Genomic DNA, 25046 nt, shown 5'->3' on the forward strand with positions numbered 1-25046 from the left:
CGCTGACAGGACACACCCCAACCGCCCCGCAACCCGCCGACGGGCGCCAAAACCCGGCAACATGCGCACGCCCGGCAACTCGGCAACCCACCGACGCGCGCACCCCGGCCAGCGCCCAACCCGGCGCCAACCAGCCAAGTGCTCCAACCAGCCGGTGGACCGCCTACGCACCCCGACCACCCGCCAACCGGCCACCGGCACCTAACGACCCAGCACGTCGCCTCTGGGCCCCCCTGCGCCGCGCACAGCCCCCCGCGAGTCCACGGCTCACGAGCGACCGACACTCGGACCACCAACGCTGCAGCCACTGGCCGCACACCAGTCACTCCAGCCACCAGCCGTCCACGCGACGCACCAGCCATCGGCACCCCGGCCAAGCCGACCACGGAGCCGGCCCAGAATGCGCGTCGTCACGGCGAGCACCCCGTGAGCCTTCACGACCGGCCATGACAGACGGCCACCCACGTCGGCGCGTGCGGCCCACCGTGCGCAGCCGTAAAGGATGGGCCTGAAGACCGGCGCGGCCCACCGTGCGCAGCCTTAAAGGATGGGCCTGAGGACCGGCGCGCAGCCGCAAGAGACGGGCTTGAAGCGCACACCGCAGCAGGTGACCGGGCCCCCACCAGGCACAGCCGCGGCATCTGGAGATCTAAAAAGTCACGGGGCCAGCATGTCGACGGTGAGATTGGCCTCGGTGTTGGGGATGCCCATGTCGGAGGCGCGCTTGTCGGCCATGGCCAGCAGGCGCCGGATCCGCCCCGCGATGGCGTCCTTGGTCAGCGGCGGGTCGGCGATCTGCCCCAGCTCCTCCAGAGACGCCTGCTTGTGCTCCACCCGCAGCCGCCCCGCCACCACCAGATGATCGGGCGCCTCGTCCCCGAGGATCTCCAGAGCGCGCTGCACCCGCGCTCCCGCCGCCACCGCCGCCCGCGCCGACCGCCGCAGGTTGGCGTCGTCGAAGTTGGCCAGCCGGTTGGCGGTGGCCCGGACCTCGCGGCGCATCCGGCGCTCCTCCCAGGCCAGCACGCTGTCGTGCGCCCCCAGGCGGGTGAGCAGCGCGCTGATGGCGTCGCCGTCGCGCACCACGACGCGGTCGACGCCGCGCACCTCGCGCGCCTTGGCGTGGATCTTGAGCCGCCGCGCCGAGCCCACCAGGGCCAGCGCCGCCTCCGGCCCCGGGCAGGTGACCTCGAGCGACATCGAACGCCCCGGCTCGGTGAGGGAGCCGTGCGCGAGGAACGCGCCGCGCCAGGCGGCCTCGGCGTCGCAGGCGGCCCCCGCCACCACCTGGCGGGGCAGGCCGCGCACCGGGCGGCCGTGGTTGTCGATGAGGCCCGTCTGGCGCGCGAGCGCCTCGCCGTCGCGGTAGACCCGCACGACGTAGCGCGAGCCCTTGCGCAGGCCGGCGGGCGCGAGCACCAGCACCTCGGCCTTGTGCCCGAACACCTCGCCGATGTCCTTGATCAGTCGCCGTGCGGTGGCGTTCGTGTCGAGCTCGGCCTCGATCACGATCCGCCCGCCCACCAGGTGCAGGCCGCTGGCGAACCGCAGCAGCGTGGAAACCTCCGCCTTGCGGCAGCACGGCTTCAGCACCGGCAGGCGGCTCAGTTCGTCTTTCACCACACCTGTCATGGCCATGCGTTAGTCCTCTCCCCCATCAGACCGGCTCTCAGCAGTCTCTCGCACCTTCGCGCCACGCCGACCAGGATCAACGCTTCTGGAGGAAAATCTCGTCCAGGACGGAGGCAAGACGTCGTGGGTCATGCCTCGGCGAGCCGTCCGCGGCGGCCACGTCGGCCATCACGAGCCGTGCGCCGAGCGCCGCCGCGGCCTTGTCCAGCGCACCGGGGTCGTCCACCACTCCGGTGTCGGCGAGCACGACGTCGATCGACAGGTCAGGAGCGTGCTGCCTGAGCACCTCCAGGTGTTGCTGGGGGGAGAAATCATCTGTTTCACCCGGCTGGGGCGCCAGGTTGAGGGTCACGAGCCGCTTGGCCTTGGTCGAGTGCAGGGCCCTGGCCAGCTCAGGCACCTTGAGATGCGGCAGCACGCTGGTGAACCACGATCCCGGCCCGAACACCACCCAGTCGGCCTCCTGCACCGCCTCGACCGCCTCGGGCCGCGCGGGCGGGTCCTCGGGCACGAGCGAGATCGCCTGCACCCGCCCAGGCGTCAGCGCGCACGCCACCTGCCCGCGCACGGTCGATCTGACGCCGTCGAGCTCCACCTCGGCCACGATGTCGAGCGGCACCGACGCCATCGGCAGCACCCGGCCGTGGGCGCCCAGCAGGCGTCCGACCCAGTCGAGCCCGGCCACGGGGTCGCCGAGCAGCTCCCACAGGGCCACGATGAGCAGGTTGCCGACGGCGTGCCCGTGCAGCTCGCCCTCGCTGCGGAAGCGGTGCTGCACCACCTCGCTCCAGGTGCTGCCCCACTCGTCGTCGCCGCACAGCGCGGCCAGCGCCATCCGCAGGTCGCCGGGGGGCAGCACGCCGAGCTCGCGCCGCAGCCGCCCGCTGGACCCGCCGTCGTCGGCGACGGTCACCACGGCGGTCAACCGGTCGGTCACCATCCGTAATGCCGACAGGGACGCGTAAAGCCCGTGCCCGCCGCCCAGCGCCACGACGTGCGGCCCGAACCCCGAGAACGTCCGCGTGTACGTCCCGCGCTCCGGCACCGGGTTGCCCGCGGCCGGCCGCGCGAGCCGCACCGGGCACACCTCACCCTCCGAGGCCGGGTCCGGGTTCTCCGCACGCCCCACACCGGCCCCCTCGGAACCCGTACTCTCAGCACGCCCTTCGGAGCCTGGACCCACCGCGTCCGAGCGGGTCACGGCGCCGGGAAGATCACCGTCCGCCGACCGCGACGAACCTGCCGCTGCGAAGTCTTCATCGGTCACTCCCGCCCCACATCCCGATGGCTCACCTGGACCTCCATCCCGCGGTCGCGCAGGCGGGCGCCGACCTGTTCGGCCATGGCCACGCTACGGTGCTTGCCGCCCGTGCAGCCCACCGCGAGCGTCGCGTAGCTCTTGCCCTCGCGCGCGTATCCGGCCGCGACCACCTGCAGGACCTCCTCGTACGCGTCGAGGAACTCCTTGGCCCCCGGTTGCCCGAGGACGTAGTCGCGCACGGGCGCGTCGAGCCCGTTCATCGGCCGCAGGTCCGGCACCCAGTGCGGATTGGGCAGGAACCGGCAGTCGACCACCAGGTCGGCGTCCACCGGCAGCCCGTACTTGAACCCGAAGGACACGACGTTGAGCCGCAGCCCCGGCCGGTCCTCGCCGCCGAAGTACGCGACGATCTTGTTGCGCAGGTCGTGGACATTGTGCGACGAGGTGTCGATCACCAGGTCCGCGTTGGCCCTGACCTCCCGCAGGATCCCCCGCTCACGGGTGATCCCGTCGACCAGCCGCCCCTCGCCCTGGAGGGGGTGCGGCCTGCGGACGTTCTCGAACCTGCGCACCAGCTCCTCGTCGCTGGCCTCCAGGAACACCACCCGCACCCGCACGCCGCGCCCCTCGAGCTCCTCGATGGCCGCGTTGAGGTCGGTGGTGAAGGCCAGGCTGCGCACGTCGACGACGGCCGCCACCTTGTCGGCCGCCAGCTTGACCTTGCCCGCCTCCTCCGCCATCGCGAACAGCAGCCCGGGCGGCAGGTTGTCGATGACGAACCAGCCCAGGTCCTCGAGCGCTTTGGCGGCTGTGCTGCGCCCCGCCCCGGACATGCCGGTGACGATGACGAACGCCGGCTCGGTGCTCATTGCCTCTCTCCGTCCCGCACGCCCTGCCCGGGCGCGCCACCATGGCGGAGGCACCCGGACACGCCGTGGCATCCTGGCGAGATCATGGTGACTCTCCCTTCAGTGTCGACACGATGACCTCGGCGATGGACGGGCCGATGCCGGGAACCTCGCACATTTCCGCGGCAGTGGCCTCGCGTAGCTTCTTCACGGAGCCGAAGTGTTTGAGCAGCGCCTGCCTGCGCGCCGGCCCGAGGCCGGGCACGCCGTCGAGCGCGCTCTCCTTCACCGTCTTGGACCTCTTGGAACGATGGTAGGTGATGGCGAACCTGTGTGCCTCGTCCCGCACGCGTTGCAGCAGGTAGAGACCCTCGCTTGAACGAGGCATGATCACCGGCTGGTCATCGCCGGGCAACCACACCTCCTCCAGCCGCTTGGCCAGCCCGCACACGGACACGTCGTCGATGCCGAGCTCGTCGAGCGCCCGCTGCGCGGCGGCCGCCTGGGGGCCCGCGCCGTCGACGACGACCAGGTTGGGCGGATAGGCGAACTTGCGCGGTTTGCCGGTCTCCGGGTCGATGGGGCCGTGGCCGGTGTCGTCGTCGGCGGCCAGCTCGCCGGTGGCCGAGCGTTCCTCCAGGTAGCGGCGGAAGCGGCGCATGATCACCTCGTAGATCGAGGCGACGTCGCCCTCCTTGGTCTTGACGGCGAAGCGCCGGTATTCGCTCTTGCGCGCCAGACCGTCCTCGAAGACGACCATCGACGCCACGACGTTCTCGCCCTGCAGGTGGGAGACGTCATAGCACTCGACGCGCAGCGGCGCCTGGTCGAGGTCGAGCGCGTCGGCGATCTCCTGCAGCGCCTTGCTGCGGGTGGTCAGGTCACTGGCGCGGCGGATCTTGTGCTGCGCCAGCGACTCCTTGGCGTTGCGCTCGACGGTCTCCATCAGCGACTTCTTGTCGCCGCGCTGCGGCACGCGCACCTCGACACGGGCCCGGCGCTGCTCGGTCAGCAGCTCGGCGACCGCGTCGTTGTCGGGCGGCAGCGCGGGCACGAGCACCTCGCGCGGCATCGAGTCGGGGCTCGCCTCGGCATACATCTGGAGCAGGAACTGCTCGACCAGCTCGCCGGGGGAGGTCTCCTCGACCTTGTCGACCACCCAGCCGCGCTGGCCGCGGATGCGGCCGCCCCGCACGTAGAAGACCTGAACGGCGGCTTCGAGCGGATCCTCGGCCAGCGCGATCACGTCGGCGTCGGTGCCCTCGCCGAGCACCACGGCCTGCTTCTCCAGCGCCCGCTGCAACGCCTGGATGTCGTCGCGCAGCCGCGCGGCGCGCTCGTACTCCTGCTCGCCGGCGGCCTCGCGCATCTCCTTCTCGAGGCGCTTGATGAAGCGGCCGGTGTTGCCCGCCATGAAGTCGCAGAAGTCCTCGGCCAGCTCGCGGTGCTCCTCCGGGGTGACCCGGCCGACGCACGGCGCCGAGCACTTGTCGATGTAGCCGAGCAGGCACGGGCGGCCGATCTGGCCGGCCCGCTTGAACACCCCCGCCGTGCACGTGCGCACCGGGAAGACCCGCAGCAGCAGGTCGACGGTCTCGCGGATGGCCCACGCGTGCGAATAGGGGCCGAAGTAACGCGTGCCCTTGCGCTTGGCCCCGCGCATGACCTGCACGCGCGGGAAGTCCTCGCCCATGGTGACCGCGAGGTAGGGGTACGACTTGTCGTCGCGGTATTTCACATTGAAGCGCGGGTCGAACTCCTTGATCCAGGAGTATTCGAGCTGCAGCGCCTCGACCTCGGTGCCGACGACGGTCCAGTCGACGTCGGCGGCCGTGGTCAGCATCGTCTGGGTCCGCGGGTGCAGCGCGGAGAAGTCGGCGAAGTACGAATTGAGCCGCTGGCGCAGACTCTTGGCCTTGCCGACGTAGATCACCCGGCCGTGCGCGTCCCTGAACCGGTAGACCCCCGGGGAATCGGGGATCGAACCCGGCTTGGGCCGGAAACTCAAGGGGGTGCCCGCTGATCTCGCCACGTTCAAAGACTAGTAGGCCCCACCGACAAGGTTGCCCGCCGCGCCTTCCCACCAGGCGCGGCGGGCCCTCCCTGAAAAGGGGCCCGCCTACGCGAGCGTGATCTGGTCGCCCTCGACCTTGATCTGCTGCGCGGGCAGCGGCTTGTCGGCCGGTCCGTCCTTGACCGAGCCGTCCGCGATGGCGAACTTGCTGTTGTGACACGGGCAGACGATCACCCCGTCCGAGACGCTGCCGACCGTGCACCCGTTGTGCGTGCACACGGCGCTGAACGCCTTGAACTCGCCCGAAGTGGGCTGCGTCACCACGATCTTCTGGTCCTTGAAGATCGTCCCGCCGCCGACGGGGATGTCGGCGGTCTTGGCCAGCGCCCCACCGGCTTGCGGCGCGCCGGACTGCGGGGCGCTCGACTCGGAGGCGGTGCCGGCGGACTGTGCGGTATCGGTGCCGCCGCCGCAGGCGGTGAGCGCCAGCGCGAGGCCGCCCGCACCGACGCTCGCGAACACTGCACGGCGACTCTGAAGGTCATCTCCCATGCGCTCACCCAACCGCACCTAGGTGAGAAATTCATGAGACGCGATCTACGCGAGCTTGATCTTGTCTCCGTCCACGGTGATCTTCTTCTCCTCAAGCGGCTCGCTCGCGGGCCCGTCCTTGACGGAGCCGTCGCTGATGTTGAACTTGCTGCCGTGACAAGGGCAGTTGATCGTCTTGTTCGCGACGGTGGCGACCGTGCAGCCCGCGTGGGTGCAGACCGCCGTGAACGCCTTGAACTCCCCGGCGGTCGGCTGCGTGACCACGATCTTCTCGTTCTCGAAGACCTTCCCACCGCCTTCGGGGATATCGGCCGTGTCAGCCAGCGCCTTGCCGCCGCCGCTCTTCGCCTCGGCCTTTTTCTTCTTCGGCGACGACGACTCCTCGGCGGGCTCCTCCGCCGGCGGTTCCGCACTCGCCTCCGTCGTCGGCGAGCCGTAGCTCGCACACGCCGTCAGAACCGCCGCGAGCCCGGCGCCGCCGGCGCCGAGCATCATCGCCCGGCGAGTCGTTTCCGTCATGGTGTGTTCCTCCCAGATTGGCTTTCACTTCAGGTACGGCCAGCGCCCTCGCGCCGGTTCAGCGTGCCCGAGCCCAATCCGGTTCTCTACGCATAAGTACGTGTTCAGCAGGCCACTTCACGCCGCCACTTCACCCGCCACTTCAGGCGACCACGATGCCGTCACCCTCGACCCTGACCTTGTAGGACGTCAGCGGGGCGCTCGCGGGCCCCTTGGTGGCCTTCCCGCTGTCGGCGGCGAACTCGCTGCCGTGGCAGGCGCACCTGATGACGTTCTCCTTGGGGGTGCTGACCGCGCAGCCCTTGTGCGTGCAGATCGAGCTGAACGCCATAAAGACCCCCTGCGTGGGCTGGGTCACCACGACCTGCAGGTCCTCGATCACCTTGCCCCCGCCCACGGGCACGTCGGCGACCTTGGCGATGACCTTGCCCTTGAGACTCGGCTGGGCCTTGGCATCTCCCCCGCCACACCCCGCCAACGCCAGCGCACACGCCGCAACCCCGGCCGCTCCCAGCACCTTACGCCGCCCGAACCCCGCTTCAGAGCCCACTTCAGGCCCTGTTTCAGGCACGGCTGCGCCCCGCTCCGTAACCGTCATGAACTGCCGACCCTCCGCGTCGCCGCTGACCCCCTGCAGGTCAAGCCGTTACCATCACCCAACCTTATTGCCGCCACCCCTCGGTCCCCTCGCCGGGTAGCACCCCACCCCACCGCTCAGCTGGCCACTCCACCCCACCCCCACCGCCCAGTCGGTCACTCCACCCCGCCACAGCCACCACCGCGCCGCACGACCGCCGGCACCTCACCGGCCCCCAACCATCGACCCCGACGACCGGCCCAGCCGTTTCCCAGCCACCCCTCACCGACGAGAAGACCCAGCAATCCCCAGCCACCCGACCAGCAAGCCGACCCAACAGCCCTCAACCAGCCACCCCAGCGAGGCGGCCAGCAGCCTTCAGCCATCCGCACCGGCAACGCGACCCAGCAGCCCTCAGCCGCTCACACCGGCGGGGCAGCCCCACAACCACCCCCACCAGCGAAACATCCCAGCACCCCCCAACCCTCGGCATCCCAGCAATCGGTTGCCGAGGCGAGAACTCGACTACCGCCCGGCGTGATCGACGGTCAGCGGGCGGTAGGCCGACGGTCAGCGCCGACGCCCACCCTGCCCATATGACTCTCACGACAGAACGCCCGGCCACGCCCCCCGTCAGACCCCGCTGGTGGCGGCGTCCCTGGGTGGCCCCTCTGGCGGTGGTGGCGATCGCGTTCGTCGCCTTCTCGCTGCCGCCCTACCTGTCCATGAACCCGGCCCAGTCCCGCGTGCCCGCCCCCGACTTCTTCCCACCCCACTTCGCGGTGCTGTCCCTGCACGTGATCTTCGGCTCGACCGCGATGATCACGTGCTGCCTGCAGATCTGGCCGTGGTTCCGCCGGCGCTATCCCCGCGCGCACCGCCGGATCGGCCGCGTGTACGTCTTCGGCGGCTGCCTGCCCAGCGGCGTGCTGGGCCTGATCGTGTCGGTGACCACGCCGTACTTCGGCCCGGTGACGGCGGCCAGCGGCGTCGTACTCGCAACCCTCTGGGTGGCCTGTACGCTGGCGGGCTGGCGGATGGCCAGGCAGCGCAGGTTCGTCGACCACCGCCGGTGGATGATCCGCAGCTTCGCCCTGACCCTGTCCATCATCACGAACCGCCTCTGGGGCGTCGTGTTCACCATCGCCCTGTCGCCCGAACTGGAGACAACCTTCCATGGCGACGAGACGCTGCTGGCGAGCATGGTGAGCGCGCTGAGCGCGTGGCTGGGCTGGGTGCTGCCGCTGCTGTTCGCCGAGTGGTGGCTGGAGCGCGGCGACGCCGCCAAGCGCCGCGCCCGCGCCGCCGCAAGCCGCCAAGCAGCCTGAACGCACACTTCGCCCCGCCACCCCCGGCCCACAGAACCGGCTTCGCCCCGCTACCACCCGCGCACAAGCTACGAACGTCCCCCAACTACCACCCCACGCGCAAAGCCCCGCAACCACCCCACGCACAAACTAGGAACATCCCCCCGCTACCACCCCACGCACAACTACAGGCACCGCCCAGCGCCACCGCGCACAACTACGAACGCTGCCCACGCCACCGCGCATGAGCACCCCACGTCCGCCCAACACCCGCCCGTGTGGACACCCGCATCTCTCCGGCATCACCACTTCGCGCGTAAGCACGAATATCGCCAGGCACCAGCACTCCGCGCCCAACCTCGTCCAGCACGACCACCCCACGTGGGCGCTGTCCCCCACCAGCAACGCCCACGCGGACACCCCGCGTCTGGCCGACACCCCCGTCCCCGGCACGCCCCGGACCCATCCCGGCCGTCCCGGACCGCTACGCGCGCACCGGGGTGCCGCAGCGGTCCGCACCGAGGCGGCCCCCGCCGGACGCCCCGATCAGCCACACCGCCAGAACTGCCGCCCGCACGAGGACACCCCCGTGCGGGACTCAGGCACGAGGACACCGCCCCATGCAGGACTCGCGCACGAGGACACCCCCCGTGCGCGACTCAGAAGGAGAGAATCTTCCGCAGGAAGCGGCCCGTGTGGCTCTCGTCCACCAGCGCCACCTCCTCAGGCGTCCCACTGGCGACCAGCGTCCCGCCCCGGGACCCGCCCTCGGGCCCCATGTCGATGATCCAGTCAGCGGTCTTGATCACATCGAGGTTGTGCTCGATCACGATCACCGTGTTACCGCCGTCGACCAGCCGCCCCAGCACCCCCAGCAGTCGCCGGATGTCCTCGAAGTGCAGCCCGGTCGTCGGCTCGTCCAGCACGTAGATCGTCCGCCCCGTCTGCCGCCGCTGGAGCTCCGAGGCGAGCTTGACGCGCTGCGCCTCACCCCCGGACAGCGTGGTCGCGGGCTGCCCGAGCCGTACGTAGCCCAGACCCACGTCGTTGAGCGTCTGCAGGTGGCGCTTGATCGCCGGGATCGCCTCGAAGAAGCCCAGGGCTTCCTCGATCGGCATGTCGAGCACCTCGGAGATCGTCTTGCCCTTGTAGTGGACCTCCAGCGTCTCCCTGTTGTAGCGGGCGCCGTGGCAGACCTCGCAGGGGACGTAGACGTCCGGCAGGAAGTTCATCTCGATCTTGATGGTGCCGTCGCCCGCGCACGCCTCGCAGCGCCCGCCCTTGACGTTGAAGCTGAAGCGCCCGGGCTGGTAGCCGCGCACCTTCGCCTCGGCGGTGGCCGCGAACAGCTTGCGGACGTGGTCGAACACGCCCGTGTACGTGGCCGGGTTGGAACGCGGCGTGCGCCCGATCGGCGACTGGTCGACGTGGACGACCTTGTCCACGTGGTCCATGCCGTTGATCCGCGAGTGCCGCCCCGGCACCGTGCGGGCGCCGTTGAGCTCCTTGGCCAGCGCGTTGTAGAGGATGTCGTTGACCAGCGTCGACTTGCCCGACCCCGACACACCCGTGACCGCCGTGAACACGCCCAGCGGGAAGTCGATGTCGACACCCTTGAGGTTGTGCTCGCGCGCCCCCTTGACCGTGATCTGCCGCTTCCTGTCGCGCTTGCGGCGCTTGGCCGGGATCGCGATGCTCTTGCGCCCGGACAGGTACTGGCCGGTCAGCGACTCCTCACTGCTCAGGAGGTCCTGGACGGTGCCGGACACGACGACCTGGCCGCCGTGCTCGCCGGCGCCGGGGCCGATGTCGACGACCCAGTCGGCCGCCGCGATCGTGTCCTCGTCGTGCTCGACCACGATCAGCGTGTTGCCCATGTCGCGCAGCCTGACGAGCGTGTCGAGCAGTCGCATGTTGTCACGCTGGTGGAGCCCGATGGACGGCTCGTCGAGCACGTACAGGACGCCGACCAGGCCGGAGCCGATCTGCGTGGCCAGCCTGATGCGCTGGGCCTCGCCGCCCGCCAGGGTGGCGGCGGCGCGGTCCATGGTCAGGTAGTCGAGGCCGACGTCGAGCAGGAAGCCCATGCGGGCGTTGATCTCCTTGACCACCCGCTCGGCGATGTGCATGTCGCGGTCGGACAGCTTGAGCCCGGCCAGGAACTTCGCGCACTCGCCGATCGACATGGCCGCGACCTCGGCGATCGACTTGTCGGCGACGGTGACCGCCAGCGTGACCGGCTTGAGCCTGGCGCCCTTGCAGGCCGGGCACGGGATCTCCCGCATGTAGCCCTCGAACCGCTCGCGGGTCGAGTCGCTCTCCGCCTCGGCGTGCCGGCGCTGCACCCACGGGATGACGCCGTCGTAGGTGGTGTAGTAGGAGCGCTGGCGGCCGTAGCGGTTGCTGTAGCGTACGTGGACCTGCTCGTCGTGGCCGTACAGCAGCGACTTCTGCGCCTTCTTCGGCAGCTTCTCCCACGGCGTGTCGAGGGTGAACCCGACCGTGTGGCCGAGCGCCTCGATCAGCCTGACGAAGTATTCGCTCGTGTGGCCGCCGGACCAGGGGTGGAGCGCGCCGTCGCCGAGCGTGCGCTCGGGGTCGGGCACCACCAGGTCGGGGTCCACCTCCATCTTCGTGCCGAGGCCTGTGCACTCGGGGCAGGCGCCGAACGGGGAGTTGAACGAGAACGAGCGCGGCTCCAGCTCCTCGAACGACAGGTCGTCGTAGGGGCAGTAGAGGTGCTCGGAGTAGAACCGCTCCCGGTTGGGGTCGTCCTCCGGCAGGTCGACGAACTCGAGCGTGATCGTGCCGCCGGACAGCTGCAGCGCGGTCTCGACCGAGTCGTTGAGCCGGCGCCGCGCCGACTCCTTGACCGACAGGCGGTCGACGATGACCTCGATGTCGTGCTTCTCGTACTTCTTCAGCTTCGGCGGCTCTTCCAGCCGCACGACCGTGCCGTCGACCCTGGCCCTGGCGAAACCCTTGGTCTGCAGCTCGCGGAACAGCTCGGCGTATTCGCCCTTGCGGCCCCTGATGACCGGCGCGAGCACCTGGAAGCGGGTGCCCTCCTCCAGGTCCATCACGCGATCGACGATCTGCTCGGGCGTCTGCCTGGCGATCGGCCGCGCGCACACCGGGCAGTGCGGCTTGCCGATGCGCGCCCACAGCAGCCTCAGATAGTCGTAGACCTCGGTGATCGTGCCGACGGTCGAGCGCGGGTTCTTGCTGGTGGCCTTCTGGTCGATCGACACCGCGGGCGACAGGCCCTCGATGAAGTCGACGTCGGGCTTGTCCATCTGGCCGAGGAACTGGCGGGCGTACGCCGACAGCGACTCGACGTAGCGCCGCTGGCCCTCAGCGAAGATCGTGTCGAAGGCCAGGCTCGACTTCCCGGAGCCGGACAGGCCGGTGAAGACGATCAGCGAGTCTCGCGGCAGGTCGAGCGAGACGTCCTTGAGGTTGTGTTCTCGTGCACCACGCACGATCAGGCGGTCTGCCACGGCGATCCCGGAGGTCAAAAGGCGGATAGGTCCACGGGGGATGGTAGACGGAGGCTCCGACAATTTCGGCGGACCGTTGCCCGGCCCCCGAAAATCCGTCCCTCACAGGTTACGGCCATCTCCCACCCCGGCAGGAGCCCTTCCACATTCAACCAGCTGACCTGCGGCTTTATGCCGGGCGCCAGCCCACGCCCCCAACTGACGAAATATCCAGACATGACCGTCCTACTCGCGCTGCAGGCCGAGCTGGCCTCGGCCACCGGCCGGCTGCTGGCCACCGCCGCGTCCCTGTCCGACGCCGACCTCGCCGAACCCTCCCTCCTGCCCGGCTGGACCAGAGGACACGTGCTCGCCCACGTCGCGCAGAACGCCGACTCCCACCTCAGCCTCCTGACCTGGGCGAAGACGGGCGTCAGAATCCCACAGTACGCCTCCCACGAGGCCAGAACCGCCGCGATCGAGCCGTGCCCATGGTCGCGCTCACACGGGGCTCCGCTGGTCACGCAAGCTGCCGCTCTCCGCCCCAGGGTCGCCGCTCCGGCACCACCCGCCCGGCCGCCCGGCACCTGGCCGGCCTCGAGGAAGGCGCGGCCCGCCTGGCCGCCGCCGTCCGCGACCTGCCACAGGACCGCTAATCCGCCCGGGTGGAGGGCATGCGCCCGCCCGAGCACCCCGCCTGATACCTCCTGGTACGCCGCCTGCGCGAGATCGGCCTCCACCACGTGGACCTGGCCGCCGGGTACGGCCCCGCCGACTGGCCCGAACCGTTCGTCCTGCGCGAACTCCACGACTGCCGCGCCTGCCGGCCGCACGCCCGCGGCACGGTGAGCGAGATCATGCTCAAGAACCCGTCGGGCGAGATCGCCGCCAGGTGGCCCGGCCTCGGCTCCGGCCCCACGGTCGAGGGCGCGCCGGCCGACATGCTGGCCTGGCTGACCGGCCGGTCGAGGGGTGAGGGCGTTACCCTGGTGCCAGTGGGGCAGTCGTTCACGCCCGCGAGCGCGGGCCTTCCGGAGCCGCCGCCGTGGCTGACGATGCCGGCCCCCGCTGATCTGCCCACGACACCCCCGAAGGACTACCCATGACCTACACAGGTGACGTCCAGGTCGGCGGCCCCGCCGACGTGCGCGAGCTGCCCGCGCTCACGATCTACAAGCTCGCCGTCGGCCCGTTCGACAACAACGCGTACCTGCTGCGTTGCTCGGAGACCGGCGACGGGCTGCTGATCGACGCGGCCGCCGACGCCGACCGGCTGCTCGCCCTGATCTCCGACCGGCCGGTCGGAGAGATCGTCACGACCCACCAGCACGGCGACCACTGGCAGGCGCTGGAGCAGCTGACCAAGGTCACCGGCGCCGAGGTGATCGCTCACCCGCTCGACGCGCCCGCCCTGCCCGTGCCGGTGGACCGCACGGTCGAGCACGGCGACACCATCACCGTCGGCGCCGTCACGCTGGAGGTCATCCACCTGCGCGGCCACACGCCTGGCTCGATCGCCCTGCTGTACGACGGCGGCGAGGCGGGGCACCACCTGTTCACCGGCGACTCGCTGTTCCCCGGCGGCGTCGGCAACACCCAGAAGGACCCGCAGCGCTTCACCCAGCTCTACAACGACGTGGTGGAACGCATCTTCGACCGCCTCCCCGACGAGACCTGGGTCTACCCGGGCCACGGCAAGGACACCACCCTCGCCACCGAACGCCCGTCCCTCCCCGAATGGAAGTCTCGCGGCTGGTGATCTAAGCGCCATCTTTCAAGGCAGGCCGCACTGTTTTGGACGGACTTGCGCGGCCTGCCGCTTAGGGACGACGCGTCTGAGAACGAGGGGCGCCTCTTCCGCGAAGGTGCCGCCCTCTCGACGCCGCCTTGGTCAGGCTCACCACGGAGTCGGCCCAGAACGCGCGTCGTCACGGCGAGCAGCCCGTGAGCCTTCACGACCGGCCATGACAGACGGCCACCCACGTCGGCGCGTGCGGCCCACCGTGCGCAGCCGTAAAAGCTGGGCCTGAAGACCGGCACGCGGCCCACCATGCGCAGCCGTAAAAGATGGGCCTAGGGATGGGTGGAGAGGACGTGGAGGATGCGGTCGGCGGCGAGGGCGGGGTCGTCGGCCAGGCCGACGACCTCGCCCCACGACCACCGATAGAACCATCCTTCGGACATCGGCACGCAGTCGACCGTCTCCGCCAGCAGCGCCGTGTCGGGGTCGCTGATCCGCAACGCGGGCGGGTAGGGCCGGAGCGTGGCCGTCAGCCCGCGTTGCTCCAGCTCCGTGGCCAGCTTGCCGAGATAGTACGTGCGCGTGTGCTCGCGCGGCGTAGCCGACATGGCTCCATCAAAGCCGAAGTAAGACGAAAAATCCCGGTCAGTTGTTAATACGTTCGGCCTCGCGGCGCTGCTCCCGCTTGTAGACCAGCACCCGCAGAGGGATCGCCGCCACGAGCGCGATCTGCATGCTCGCGCCGATCTTGATCGGCATGTCGCCGCCCTCGGGCCAGGCCACCCAGAAGGTCAGGAACGCCACGTTCACCATGATCCAGCCCAGGACGCCCGCCAGGAGCTGGCCCTTCGGCTTGGGGTACTCGATCCGGCTGACCATCAGCCACGCCACGGCGAGCACGGCCAGCAGGGACCAGACGCTCGGCTGGAACAGCAGCACGATGGAGATCACGGTCATGGCCCCCATGGGGATGGGCAGGCCCATGAAGTCGCCGCTCTTGGTCTTGACGCAGGCGAACCTGGCCAGGCGTACGACGCCGGCCACCAGCACGGCCGCCGCCGCCCCGACCACCATCGGGAACGGCACCTCTTTGGTGAATCCGCCCCAGATCACGACCATGAACGCGGGCGCGAACCCGAAGCTGATGACGTCGGCCAGGTTGTCGAGCTCGGCGCCCATCGCGGAGGCTCGGAAACGCCGCGCCACGAGGCCGTCGAACAGGTCGCACGTCGCGCCGATGAGCAGCAGCACGATGGCGGTGGCGAAAGAGCTGGGAACGGGCGTGAAATGACCGCCGGCGACCGTCAGCTGCTGGATCGCGGAGTAGGCCAGCACGCACACCGCGAGGAACCCGCAGACCGCGTTGCCCAGCGAGAGGGAGTCCGCGGCGGACAGGCGGAACGCCTTGCCGACGGGACCACGAGGTTCTTCCTCATCCGCCTGCCAACTGCCGGCGTCAGCCGCGGTCAATTCTGGTCACCCCCGCAACCGTCTTCTCACCCACGGACACCGCGGGAGAGATCCCTTCGGGAAGGTAGATGTCGACGCGCGATCCGAACCTGATGAGCCCGATCCGCTCGGCCTGCGCCACCTTCGCACCGCTGCTCACGTATGGCACGATCCTGCGCGCCACCGCGCCCGCGATCTGCACCATCTCGATGTCGCCCAGCGTGGTCTCGAAATGCCACACCACGCGTTCGTTCTGGTCGCTGTCCTTGTTGAACGCCGGCAGAAACCCACCTGCCACATGCTGCACGGAGGTGACATTTCCCGCAAGAGGGGCCCGATTGACGTGTACGTTCAGCGGGCTCATGAAGATCGCGACCCTGGTGCGGCCGTCCGGCCACGGGTCGATGCTCTGCACCACGCCGTCGGCGGGCGACAGGACGCGTCCCTCGCCCGGAGTCCGGTCAGGGTCGCGGAAGAACCAGAGCATACCGCCGGTGAGTGCGCTCAGCGGCACCGCCGCGAGCGCCCAGCGCCGGTCTCGGCGCGTCAGCAGCGCGGTGGCGGCCGCCGCGGCCACCGTCGGGAGGAGCCACGGGGAGACCCCGCGTGCGAGCCTGACGCGGCTCGACTTGGCAGAATCGTCTGACACGTACAACCTTTGATGGTGACTGGATTGGGCGCTTTGCCGTGATGTTACAGAACTAGCAACTATTACACGGCACAACTACACAAGCAAAGCGCCTCGAAGCCCTTTTCGCTAGACCTGCTCCGGGTGCGGTTCCTCGCCCTTGCGCGCGTCGATGCGGGCCTTGATCAGGCTGGCCACGGTGGTGATGACCATGGTGGCGCCGATGACCGAGAGCGACACCCAGATGGGAATTTCGGGCGCCCAGGAGACATGGCTGGCGTGCAACGCCTCCAATATCAGCTTAACCCCGATGAACCCCAGGATGAACGCCAAACCATAGCTGATGTAGACCAGTCGCTGCAGCAGCCCGCCCAGCAGGAAGTAGAGCTGACGCAATCCCATCAGGGCGAACGCGTTGGCCGTGAAGACGATGAACGGGTCCTTGGTGAGCCCGAAGATCGCCGGAATCGAGTCGAGCGCGAAGAGCAGGTCGGTGCTTCCGATCGCGACCATCACGATGAGCATCGGGGTCACCATGCGCCGGCCGTCGATCTTGACGGTGACCTTGGAGCCGACGTACCCGTCGGTGGTGGGGAAGGCCCTGCGCACCCACCGCAGCACGACGTTCTCGTTGAACTCCTCTTCCTCACCCTTGAGGTGCTGGCGGATGAGGTTGATCGCGGTGTAGACGAGGAAGGCGCCGAACACGTAGAAGAGCCAGCTGAAGCGCTCCAGGGCGGCGGCCCCGAGCGCGATGAAGATACCGCGCATCACCAGCGCGAGCAGGATGCCCACGAGCAGCACCTTGTGCTGATATTGGCGTGGCACGGCGAATCTGCTCATGATGATGAAGAAGATGAAGAGGTTATCGACGCTCAAGCTGTATTCGGTGATGTAGCCGGCGAAGAACTCACCGGCCTTGTCTCCCCCGACCGTGGCCCACAGGAGCACTCCGAACACAATGGCGAGGGCGACATAGAAGGTCACCCAGTATCCGGCCTGCCGCATGGAGAACTCTCGGGCTTCTCCACGGTCGACTATCCACAAGTCAATGGCGAGGACGACAAGGAGACCGCCGATCACGGCGATCCAGGCCCACACGGGTACAGTCACGTCAAGACCCTCCGGCACGCACGACTCATTGCCGGAGGTCTCTCCCGCCCGCTGAAAACCGCGGACCGGCAGCCCCGGGGGCCCCGTGGAGCGGGGCTGCACCGTGATGACGAGGCTGTCGCGAAGGGATACTCCCCTCCCTAACCCAGGCAGTATATGAGAACCGTTCGGCGCGGCCTAATCATCCTTTGGATCTTGACCACCGTAAACGGCCAGCACGCTCTCGACGGCGTCGTCGTCCCCGGGCATCTCCAGCCCCCGCCGCGCAGCCGCCGCGGCCAGCGTTTCCGCAGCTCCGGGAGCTACGAGCGCCTGTACGGCCCGGCGCAGCGCCTCAACATCCCCGGGTGGAACCAAGATCCCAGCATCCCCCAAAATTTCTGGAATTCCACCCACATCGGATGCTATTGCCGGCGTTCCCGACATGAGCGCCTCGCGGAGGGTCAGCGGCTGGCCCTCCCACCGGCTCGGCATCACCAGCACGACGGCGGCCCCGAGCAGGTCGGGCACGTCGTCCCGGTTGCCGAGCAGCACCACGGGCAGGCTCTCGGCCTGGATCCTGCTCTGCAGCTCCCCGCGCAGCGGCCCGTCCCCCGCGACCACGAACAACGGCTGCTCGGACGGCCACGGCCCGGCGGCGACGTCGAGCAGCGTCTCGAGCCCCTTCTGCTGGGCCAGCCGGGCGATCGTCAGCAGCACCGGCCGGTCGCCCGCACCCAGCTCATCCCGGACCTGCCGCGGGGTGCGTGCCACCGGCCGGAGCCCGGGCGCGGGCACCACGGCGGCCCGCACGTCGCGGGCCCCGAGCCGGGCCATGCCCGCACCGAGGTCCGGCGAGACGACGAGCACGTGATCGGCCCGCCGCGCCACGATGCGCTCCAGGACCCCGTAGACGAGCCCGACGAACCCTCCGGCGGTCAGCGCGTTGTGCAGGGTGACCACCAGTCGCGGCCCGCCCCGCTGCCCGAGGGCGGCCAGCGCCCCGGCCCGCAGCCCGTGGGCGTGCACGACGTCGGCGTCCCGGGTCAACCGCCTGATGGCGAGCACGGTGCGCAGGTCGTTCGCGGGATGCGGCCGGTCAGAGACGGCCACCGCCGCGAACCGCGCCCCGGCACGACCGTAGGAGAACTGCTCCTCGACGCTGCGCGGCCCGATGACGGCCACCTGATGCCCGCGCCGCACCAGCCCTTCGACCAGCATCCGGACATACCTCCCGGTGCCGCCGGACGTGGTGCCCAGCACGAAAGCCACCCGCACAACCCGCTCCTTCCTCGCCGCTCCCGACCGCCGGGCCACGGAGCGGCCCGCTCAACCCGGCCCGCTCAGCCCGGCCAACTCAACCCCGCCTGCTCAACCCCGCCCTCGCGCTCTCAACCCCGCCCACCCCGGCGCAGCAGCCCGGCCACGGCGCCGGCGTCGGCGCGATCGACCAGGGCCACGACCACGGCCCCCACCACCAGCGCGACGGCGGCGGCCAGGACGGTGGCCCCCACGTTGGGCCAGATGCCGCTCGCCCCGACCAGCCCCACCACGCCGGTCCCTGCCAGGTAACCCAGGAAACCGCCCCCGGCCGCCGCGACCGCCGCCCGGGGCAGGCCCGCCAGCGCCGCGCTCCCCCGGGCGCGGACCACGGAGCCGAGCAGCAGCGCCCCGCCCACGCTCATGCCGACGCTCATGCCGAGCGCCAGGCCGCCGATCTTCCACCCCCCGGGCAGCGCCAGCGCGAAGACCGCCTGCGCGACCGTCGCCACCACCCAGGCCGTCACGGTCCCGGTGGCGACCTCCCGGCCGCGGCCGGCCGCGTAGAGGACCCGGCTCAGGTGAGCGATCAGCCCGTATCCGACCAGGCCCGGCGCGAACAGCGCGATGGCGTGGGCCAGCTCGGACGGGTCCACCTGGGTCTTGATCCCGAGGAACACCACCGCTCCCGGCCCCGACGCGGCGGCCAGCACCCCGGCGGCCAGCCCGGACACCAGCACCACGGCCCGCGTGGTGCGCGCCGCCAGCTCGGCGAACGCCCGCGGCTCGCCGGCCAGCGCGGACAGCCGGGGGAACGCGCTGGTGGCGATGGGCACGGCCAGCACCGCGTACGGCACCAGGTAGATCGCCCACGCGTAGTTGTAGACGACGATGGCGCCGTTGCCGATCGCATGGTTGGACAGCACCAGCACCACGATCGTGGCGGCCTGCTGGGCGAGGAGCGCGGCGATCCCGGCGAAGGCGAGCCGGCGCACCTGCCCGGCCACCCCCTCGGGGAAGCGCAGGATGGGCCGCCATCTCAACCCCAGCCGGGCCGTGGGCCCGATCACGGCCAGCACCAGGGACAGCACCCCCAGGCTGGTCCCCAGCGACAGCGCCAGCTCGGCCGGGCCCAACAGCGACTCAGGGTTGCTGTCGCCACCGCTGAGCGGCACGAACAGCAGGTAGGCCACGATGACCACGATGCTGGACACGAGGGGCGCGACCGCGGGCCCGGCGAAGCGCTTGTGCGCCTGCAGCACGCCGTAGAGCACGACGGCGACGCCGTAAAGGGGGATCTGGGGCGCGAAGACGACCAGCATCCGGGTGGCGACCGCGGTCACCGCGCTCATGTCGCACCCTTTGATCGGGGAGCCGAAGAACAGCCCGATGACCGGCCCGGCGAACAGCGCGGTGAGCACGGCCAGCGGGACGAGCACCACGACCACCCACGTCAGCAGCGCCGAGCTGATCCACCCCACCCGCTCGCCGGTCTCCCGGTCGTCGTCCGAGGCCCGGGCGGCGAGCACCGGGACGACCATCCCGGCCAGGGCCCCGCCGACGACCACCTCGAACACGATGTTGGGGATCTGGTTGGCCGTCATGTAGGCGGTCGAGAGGCAGTTGGTCCCCACCGTCTGGGCGAAGGCGTACTGCTTGGCGAACCCGGCGACACGTGCCAGCACCGTGATGGCCCCGATGAGCATGGCGCCGCCCGCGACCCCTCGCGCCGTCACCACTGCCACCCGGCCTCCCCAGCCCCGCGCCCGATCGCGCCGACGCAGAACATCCTGGCAGGTCGTACCGACAAACGAGCGGTCACACAGGGTCGACCGGACGGCGGCCGAGCATGTCGAGGCGGTTGAGCACGGGGTTGCCGGCGATGACCTTGGTGAAGCTGACCTTCTCCGCGGCGGCGGTCAGCGCCACCACGGTGCCCAGCAGGACGTAGCGGCCCGGACGGCCCAGCTTGGTGACGGCGGCGAGCCCGAGCAGGGCGCCCAGGGAGTTGGCCCCGGCGTCGCCGAGCATGGCGCGCTCGCCCAGGTCCTCCGGCAGCAGCGCCGCGGCGGCCCCCAGCGGCACGGCGGCCAGCGCCGCGGCGGCGGGCGAGTCGCGGAAGAGGGCGGCGGCCAGCAGCGGCCCGCCGGTCAGCAGGCCCACCTTGATGGCCCGGCCGGGGCGCAGGTCGAAGAGGTTGGCGAGGTTGGCGGCGCCAGCGATGGCGGCGCCGTTGACCAGGGTGTCGACCGGTCCCTGCGAGACGAGGGCCGCGGCGCCGAGCCCGGTGGCGCCGATGCCGAGGATCTTGACGGCGCCGCTGGTGACCTCGCCCCGGGCGAGCGCGGTCAGGTGGCCCTTGAAGCCCTTGGACGACGTGGTGCCGTACAGGTCGTCGTAGGCGCCGAGCGCGCCGCTGCCCGCGCCCGCGACGAGCGCTGCCAGGCGCAACCTCCCCGGCAGGCCGGGCGTGAGCGCGGCCGCCGTGCTCGCCCCCGCCACGAACGCGGGGCCTTCGAGCAGCGTGATGGGCTCGCCGCGGTGGTTCTTACGCGTCCAGCGGCCGCTCAGGTCGGCCGGCTTGTTGCGGGTGAACGCGGCGTACGCGACGCGGGCGGCCGCGGCGCCGATGGCGGCACCGGCGATCGCGTAGAGGAGGCCACGGGCCTGGGTGGCAGGCATGTCAGCTCCCTGACTGGGTGGTGGGGGACGGAGTGGCGGTCGTCACCGTGGGCAGCATCGCCGAGGCGCCCTTGCCGATGCCGTACTGGCCGGCACGCCCGTTGAGCTGCTCCCGGAGAGAGTAGACGATCGCGACCCGGCCCGCGGGCATGTCGGCGGTATCGACCGAGCTGACCCTCTTGGAGACCTCGCCGTCGTCGCGCAGGGCAGCGATCGGGTCGCCGGGCGCGGCGGGAGTCGCGACGGTCCCGGCCAGCACCGTGCCTTTGCCCGCCAGGTCGAGCCCACCGGCCACGGAGACGAGCGCGCCCGCCTGGACCTCGGCGCTCTCGCCCTCGTACGGCTTCTCCGGCGCGAGTATGACGGCGAGCGTGGCCCGCTTGACCGGGTCGCCGTCCGTGGTGAGCAGCCCGCCCGTCTCGAAGGAGCTGACGACGTCGGCGGTGGCCGGGTTGGGGGTGTTGGCCTGTGCCTGGTCGGGGGTGACGAAAGCGGCCGAGAGCAGCGTGGCGGCCCGGTCCCAGGAGGTGGCCGTGGCCGGGAAGATCATGTTGGCCGGCTTGAGCTGGTTGACCAGGCCGTCCAGCACGCCGACACCCTTGGGGTCGAGGAACTTCTCCGTCAGCGAGACCCGCCCGGAGATCTCCGCGCCCGCCTGCGTGAGCACCTGCTGCGCGGCCTCGCGAACGGTGCTGCTGGAGCCGGGCGTCTCCACAAGGAGCACCCGCTGGCCCGTCAGGTCGCCCGCCACCAGGTCCGGCGTCAGGGCCGTGATGAGCGCGTCGTTGCCGGACTCGCGGCCCTGCAGCGTGTCGAGCTGCGTCCGCAGCTCCTCCTTCGACTTGGTGAGCTGGGCGGCCACCTCCTGCGCCGACTTGACCGCGGGCTCCTGCAGCAGCGTGGTGCCCAGCACGATCCCCACCGCGAGCGCCAGGAAGATCGCGACGATGGAGACGAGGTGATAGCGAAAATCGATCACGAGAAAAGTCCGACCAGCCAGAAGATGAAGGCGTTCCAGGCATCTTGCAGACCGTTCAGCCAGGTCTGGCCGATCGGTGTGAGGTTGAGTGCGACGGTCATCGTGATCAGCGCCGCGATCACGAGCAGGAGCAGCTGCGGGGTGGAGATGCGGCTGCGGTAGAGCCTGCTCACGCCCTTGGCGTCGATGAGCTTGCTACCGATGATCAGCCGGGTGAGGAAGGTGCTGGCCATGCCCGGGCGTCCCTTGTCGAGGAACTCCTCCAGCGTCCCATGGGTGCCGACGGCCACGATCAGCTCGGCACCCTTGTCATCGGCCAGGAGCATCGCGATGTCCTCGCTGGTGCCGGTGGCGGGGAAGATCACCGCCTCGCGGCCGAGCTGGTGGACGCGCTCCAGGCCCGGCGCCCTGCCGTCGCGGTAGGCGTGTACGACGAGCTCGGCGCCGCAGGTCAGGGCCTTGGTGGAGACGGAGTCGAAGTCGCCCACGATCACGTCGGGCAGATAGCCGGCCTCCATGAGCGCGTCGGCCCCGCCGTCCACGCCGACGAGGACGGGACGGTATTCGCGGATGTAGGGGCGGAGGGTGGCGATGTCTTCCTTGTAGTGATAGCCGCGCACCACGATGAGGACATGCCTGCCCTCCATGGGGGTGCGGATCTCAGGTACGCCGACTCCGTCGATGAGCAGCTTGCCCTCACCGCGGACGTACTCCATGGTGTTGACGGCGAAGGCCTCGATCTGCACGGCGAGCCCGGCGCGGGCCTCGGCCATGGCCGACTCGACGGCCTCGACGGTCTGCTCGCTGCCCTTGCCGACGATGTCGTCGTCGAGGTAGACCACGCCGTCGCTGACGCGTACGACGTCGCCGTCCTTGACGCGTTCGAACAGCTCCTGATTGACGTTGTCGACGAACGGCACGCCCGCTTCGAGCAGAATCTGGGGCCCCAGGTTGGGGTAGCGGCCGCTGATGCCGCAGGCGACGTTCACCACCGCCGCGGCACCGCATGCGACGAGCGCCTCCGCACTGACCCGGTCAACGTCAACGTGGTCGATAATCGCAATTTCTCCGGGTTGGAGGCGCTTTGTCAGCCTCTTGGTCCGCCGGTCGATTCTCGCCACTGCCGTTACACCTGGAAGGTCTCCGACCTTCCGGCCGCGGAGGCCCGGCATCTTGCTTCCCGGAACCTTCATCAAGACCATCCTGCCAGAGCGAAACAGCGCAGAGGCCACGCATGACGCGGCGTGTCCGCTATGTCACCCAGGATCACCTGTCTGCCGCGGCCAGCCCCAGGAGTTCTTCCGCGTGGGCTCTGCCCAATTCGGAGTCCTCCAAGCCCGCCAGCATGCGGGAGAGCTCGCGTACCCGGCCCTCGTGGTCGAGCGTGACCACGCCGCTGCGCACGACACTGCCGTCACTCGCCTTCTCGACCACCAGATGCTGGTCGGCGAACGCGGCGACCTGCGGCAGGTGAGTGACCACAATCACCTGCGCGGTGCGGGCGAGCCTGGCCAGCCGACGCCCGATCTCGACCGCGGCCTTGCCGCCGACACCCGCATCCACCTCGTCGAACACGAACGTCGGCACCGGGTCCGCCCCCGCGAACACCACCTCGATCGCGAGCATGACCCGGCTCAGCTCGCCGCCGGAGGCGCCCTTGTTGAGCGGCAGCGGCGGCGCGGCGGGGTGGGCGGCCATCCGGAGCTCCACCTCGTCACGGCCCTCGGGGCCGAACTCCTCGCTCTGGCTGAGCTGCACCACGACCCTGGCATGGGGCATGGCCAGCGCCGTCAGCTCCTCGGTCACGGCCCGGCCGAACCGCTCGGCGGCGCTCTGGCGCACCCTGGTGAGCTCGGCGGCCAGGTCGGTGAGCCGCGCGGTCAGCTCCTCGTGCTCGCGGGTCAGCTCCTCGATGCGCTCGTCGTCGCCCTCCAGCTCGGCCAGCCGCGTGGCGGCCTGCTGCGCCCAGGCCAGGACACCCGCGCTGTCCTCCGCGTATTTCCTGATCAGCCCGGACAGCACGGAGCGGCGCTCCTGCACCGCCGCCAGCCGCGCCGGGTCAGCCTCGATCGACTCCGCGTAGGCCGCCAGGTCGGTGGCCACGTCGGAGATCAGGTAGCCGGCCTCGGCCAGCCGGTCGGCCACGGAGGCGAGCTGGGGGTCGAAGTCGCGTACGGCCTCCACTGCCGTACGCGCCTCGCCGAGCAGCGAGATCACGTCGTGGGGGCTTCCCGCCGCCTCCATGGGGTCGCCGAGCAGCGCGGTGTGCGCGGTGGTGGCGGCGCTGCGCAGCGCGTCGGCGTGCGAGAGCCGCTCCTCCTCCCCGCGCAGCTCGGTGTCCTCGCCCGGCTTGGGGTCGACCTTCTCGATCTCCTCCAGGCCGAACCGCAGCCGGTCGGCCTCCTGCGTCCGCTCCCTGGCCCTGGTGGTCAGCTCCTCGAGCAGCGCGCCGACCTGCTTGTGCCGCTTGTACGCCTGCGAGTACGCCCGCAGCGGCTTGACCAGCTCGTTTCCGGCATAACGGTCGAGCGCCGCGCGCTGCCTGGCCGGCTGGAGCAACCGCTGCTGATCCATCTGCCCGTGCACGGCCACCAGGTCGTCGGCGAGGTAGGTCAGGGTGCCGACGGGCACCGTACGCCCGCCGAGCCAGGCTCTGGACCTGCCCTCGGCCGAGACGGTGCGCGAGATGATCAGCTCGCCGTCCTCGACCTCGCCGCCGATGTCCTCGACCTGCTGGGAGACGCGCCCGCCCGGCTTGATGACCAGCGTGCCCTCGACGCGCACCCGATCGGCCCCCGGGCGGATGCGCGAGGGGTCGGCCCGGCCGCCGAACAGCAGCCCGAGCCCGGTCACGACCATCGTCTTGCCCGCGCCGGTCTCGCCGGTGACCACGTTGAAGCCCGGCGAAAGCTCGAGCACGGCCTCGTCGATGACGCCGAGCCCCTGGATGCGGACCTCCTCGACCCTTGGTCGCACTGCCCACTCCCGTTCACTGCCGTGTCTGATGGTCACCCGCGTCGTCTCCG

22 protein-coding genes are annotated in these 25046 nt (G+C 70.5%); 3 read left to right on the forward strand and 19 right to left on the reverse strand.

What is annotated here, in order from left to right; genetic code table 11:
- Positions 1-657: 657 nt before the first annotated feature.
- The 7 genes from whiA to AB0L65_RS46910 form a co-directional block, all read right to left on the reverse strand.
- Entirely contained in the window at positions 658-1638 is a 981-nt protein-coding gene (gene whiA, locus AB0L65_RS46880) for a DNA-binding protein WhiA (RefSeq protein ID WP_350739945.1), read from the reverse strand.
- Between the two features lie 70 nt (positions 1639-1708).
- On the reverse strand, positions 1709-2677 hold the full coding sequence (gene yvcK / locus AB0L65_RS46885; protein ID WP_363970134.1) for a uridine diphosphate-N-acetylglucosamine-binding protein YvcK: 969 nt from the start codon (positions 2675-2677) through the stop codon (positions 1709-1711).
- Between the two features lie 218 nt (positions 2678-2895).
- Positions 2896-3762 carry an RNase adapter RapZ gene (gene rapZ / locus AB0L65_RS46890; protein WP_355384327.1) on the reverse strand — a complete coding sequence of 289 codons (867 nt, stop codon included), beginning with the start codon at positions 3760-3762 and terminating at the stop codon, positions 2896-2898.
- Positions 3763-3844: 82 nt separating this feature from the next.
- Positions 3845-5749: an excinuclease ABC subunit UvrC gene (uvrC, locus tag AB0L65_RS46895; protein ID WP_364260331.1), complete on the reverse strand. Its 1905-nt coding sequence runs from the start codon at positions 5747-5749 to the stop codon at positions 3845-3847.
- A gap of 111 nt (positions 5750-5860) precedes the next feature.
- Entirely contained in the window at positions 5861-6277 is a 417-nt protein-coding gene (locus tag AB0L65_RS46900; protein WP_357742244.1) for a Rieske (2Fe-2S) protein, read from the reverse strand.
- Positions 6278-6352: 75 nt separating this feature from the next.
- Entirely contained in the window at positions 6353-6826 is a 474-nt protein-coding gene (locus AB0L65_RS46905; protein WP_350739937.1) for a Rieske (2Fe-2S) protein, read from the reverse strand.
- Positions 6827-6968: 142 nt separating this feature from the next.
- On the reverse strand, positions 6969-7376 hold the full coding sequence (locus AB0L65_RS46910) for a Rieske (2Fe-2S) protein (protein WP_350739934.1): 408 nt from the start codon (positions 7374-7376) through the stop codon (positions 6969-6971).
- A 623-nt stretch (positions 7377-7999) separates the two neighbouring features.
- Between AB0L65_RS46910 and AB0L65_RS46915 the strand changes: the two genes are divergently transcribed.
- A complete protein-coding gene (locus AB0L65_RS46915; protein ID WP_364260282.1) occupies positions 8000-8731 on the forward strand; it encodes a DUF2306 domain-containing protein in 732 nt (243 codons plus the stop codon).
- 638 nt (positions 8732-9369) lie between these two features.
- On the opposite strand, the gene uvrA is transcribed toward AB0L65_RS46915, so the two are convergent.
- Together uvrA and AB0L65_RS46925 are read right to left on the reverse strand one after the other, a co-directional pair.
- Positions 9370-12210 (reverse strand): excinuclease ABC subunit UvrA, encoded by a 2841-nt coding sequence (uvrA, locus tag AB0L65_RS46920; RefSeq protein ID WP_364260285.1) that lies wholly within the window; start codon positions 12208-12210, stop codon positions 9370-9372.
- Positions 12211-12435: 225 nt separating this feature from the next.
- Positions 12436-12591 (reverse strand): hypothetical protein, encoded by a 156-nt coding sequence (locus tag AB0L65_RS46925; RefSeq protein WP_364260287.1) that lies wholly within the window; start codon positions 12589-12591, stop codon positions 12436-12438.
- A 341-nt stretch (positions 12592-12932) separates the two neighbouring features.
- Here AB0L65_RS46925 and AB0L65_RS46930 point away from each other — a divergent pair, with 341 nt between their 5' ends.
- Both AB0L65_RS46930 and AB0L65_RS46935 read left to right on the forward strand, forming a co-directional pair.
- Entirely contained in the window at positions 12933-13295 is a 363-nt protein-coding gene (locus tag AB0L65_RS46930; protein ID WP_364260290.1) for a hypothetical protein, read from the forward strand.
- Positions 13292-13948, forward strand: a complete 657-nt coding sequence (locus AB0L65_RS46935; RefSeq protein ID WP_350739922.1) for an MBL fold metallo-hydrolase — start codon at positions 13292-13294, stop codon at positions 13946-13948. Before AB0L65_RS46930 ends, AB0L65_RS46935 begins: the two co-directional genes overlap by 4 nt.
- A gap of 314 nt (positions 13949-14262) precedes the next feature.
- Here the strand turns inward: AB0L65_RS46935 and AB0L65_RS46940 are convergent, their stop codons facing one another.
- The 10 genes from AB0L65_RS46940 to recN all read right to left on the reverse strand — a co-directional run bounded on the left by AB0L65_RS46940 (position 14263) and on the right by recN (position 24996).
- Entirely contained in the window at positions 14263-14538 is a 276-nt protein-coding gene (locus tag AB0L65_RS46940; RefSeq protein WP_350739919.1) for a hypothetical protein, read from the reverse strand.
- Between the two features lie 37 nt (positions 14539-14575).
- Positions 14576-15400 (reverse strand): CDP-diacylglycerol--serine O-phosphatidyltransferase, encoded by an 825-nt coding sequence (gene pssA, locus AB0L65_RS46945; RefSeq protein ID WP_350739917.1) that lies wholly within the window; start codon positions 15398-15400, stop codon positions 14576-14578.
- Positions 15387-16028, reverse strand: coding sequence for a phosphatidylserine decarboxylase (locus AB0L65_RS46950; RefSeq protein ID WP_350739914.1), 642 nt, complete (start codon positions 16026-16028; stop codon positions 15387-15389). Before AB0L65_RS46950 ends, pssA begins: the two co-directional genes overlap by 14 nt.
- Before the next feature lie 108 nt (positions 16029-16136).
- Positions 16137-17120, reverse strand: coding sequence for a TerC family protein (locus tag AB0L65_RS46955; protein ID WP_185077015.1), 984 nt, complete (start codon positions 17118-17120; stop codon positions 16137-16139).
- Between the two features lie 177 nt (positions 17121-17297).
- The gene (locus AB0L65_RS46960) at positions 17298-18377 is read right to left on the reverse strand and encodes a glycosyltransferase family 4 protein (protein ID WP_364260293.1); all 1080 of its coding nucleotides are present in this window, start codon (positions 18375-18377) and stop codon (positions 17298-17300) included.
- A 113-nt stretch (positions 18378-18490) separates the two neighbouring features.
- Positions 18491-20104 (reverse strand): lipid II flippase MurJ, encoded by a 1614-nt coding sequence (locus tag AB0L65_RS46965; RefSeq protein ID WP_364260295.1) that lies wholly within the window; start codon positions 20102-20104, stop codon positions 18491-18493.
- Positions 20105-20177: 73 nt separating this feature from the next.
- On the reverse strand, positions 20178-21041 hold the full coding sequence (locus tag AB0L65_RS46970; RefSeq protein WP_364260298.1) for a hypothetical protein: 864 nt from the start codon (positions 21039-21041) through the stop codon (positions 20178-20180).
- Between the two features lies 1 nt (position 21042).
- Positions 21043-22020, reverse strand: a complete 978-nt coding sequence (locus AB0L65_RS46975; RefSeq protein WP_364260301.1) for a copper transporter — start codon at positions 22018-22020, stop codon at positions 21043-21045.
- Complete coding sequence (gene steA, locus AB0L65_RS46980; protein WP_364260304.1) at positions 22017-23213, reverse strand: putative cytokinetic ring protein SteA; 1197 nt, start codon at positions 23211-23213, stop codon at positions 22017-22019. Before steA ends, AB0L65_RS46975 begins: the two co-directional genes overlap by 4 nt.
- A 73-nt stretch (positions 23214-23286) precedes the next feature.
- Complete coding sequence (recN, locus tag AB0L65_RS46985) at positions 23287-24996, reverse strand: DNA repair protein RecN (RefSeq protein ID WP_364260307.1); 1710 nt, start codon at positions 24994-24996, stop codon at positions 23287-23289.
- Positions 24997-25046 lie beyond the last annotated feature (50 nt).

Source organism: Nonomuraea sp. NPDC052116 (assembly GCF_040680035.1).
Classification (GTDB): domain Bacteria; phylum Actinomycetota; class Actinomycetes; order Streptosporangiales; family Streptosporangiaceae; genus Nonomuraea; species Nonomuraea angiospora_A.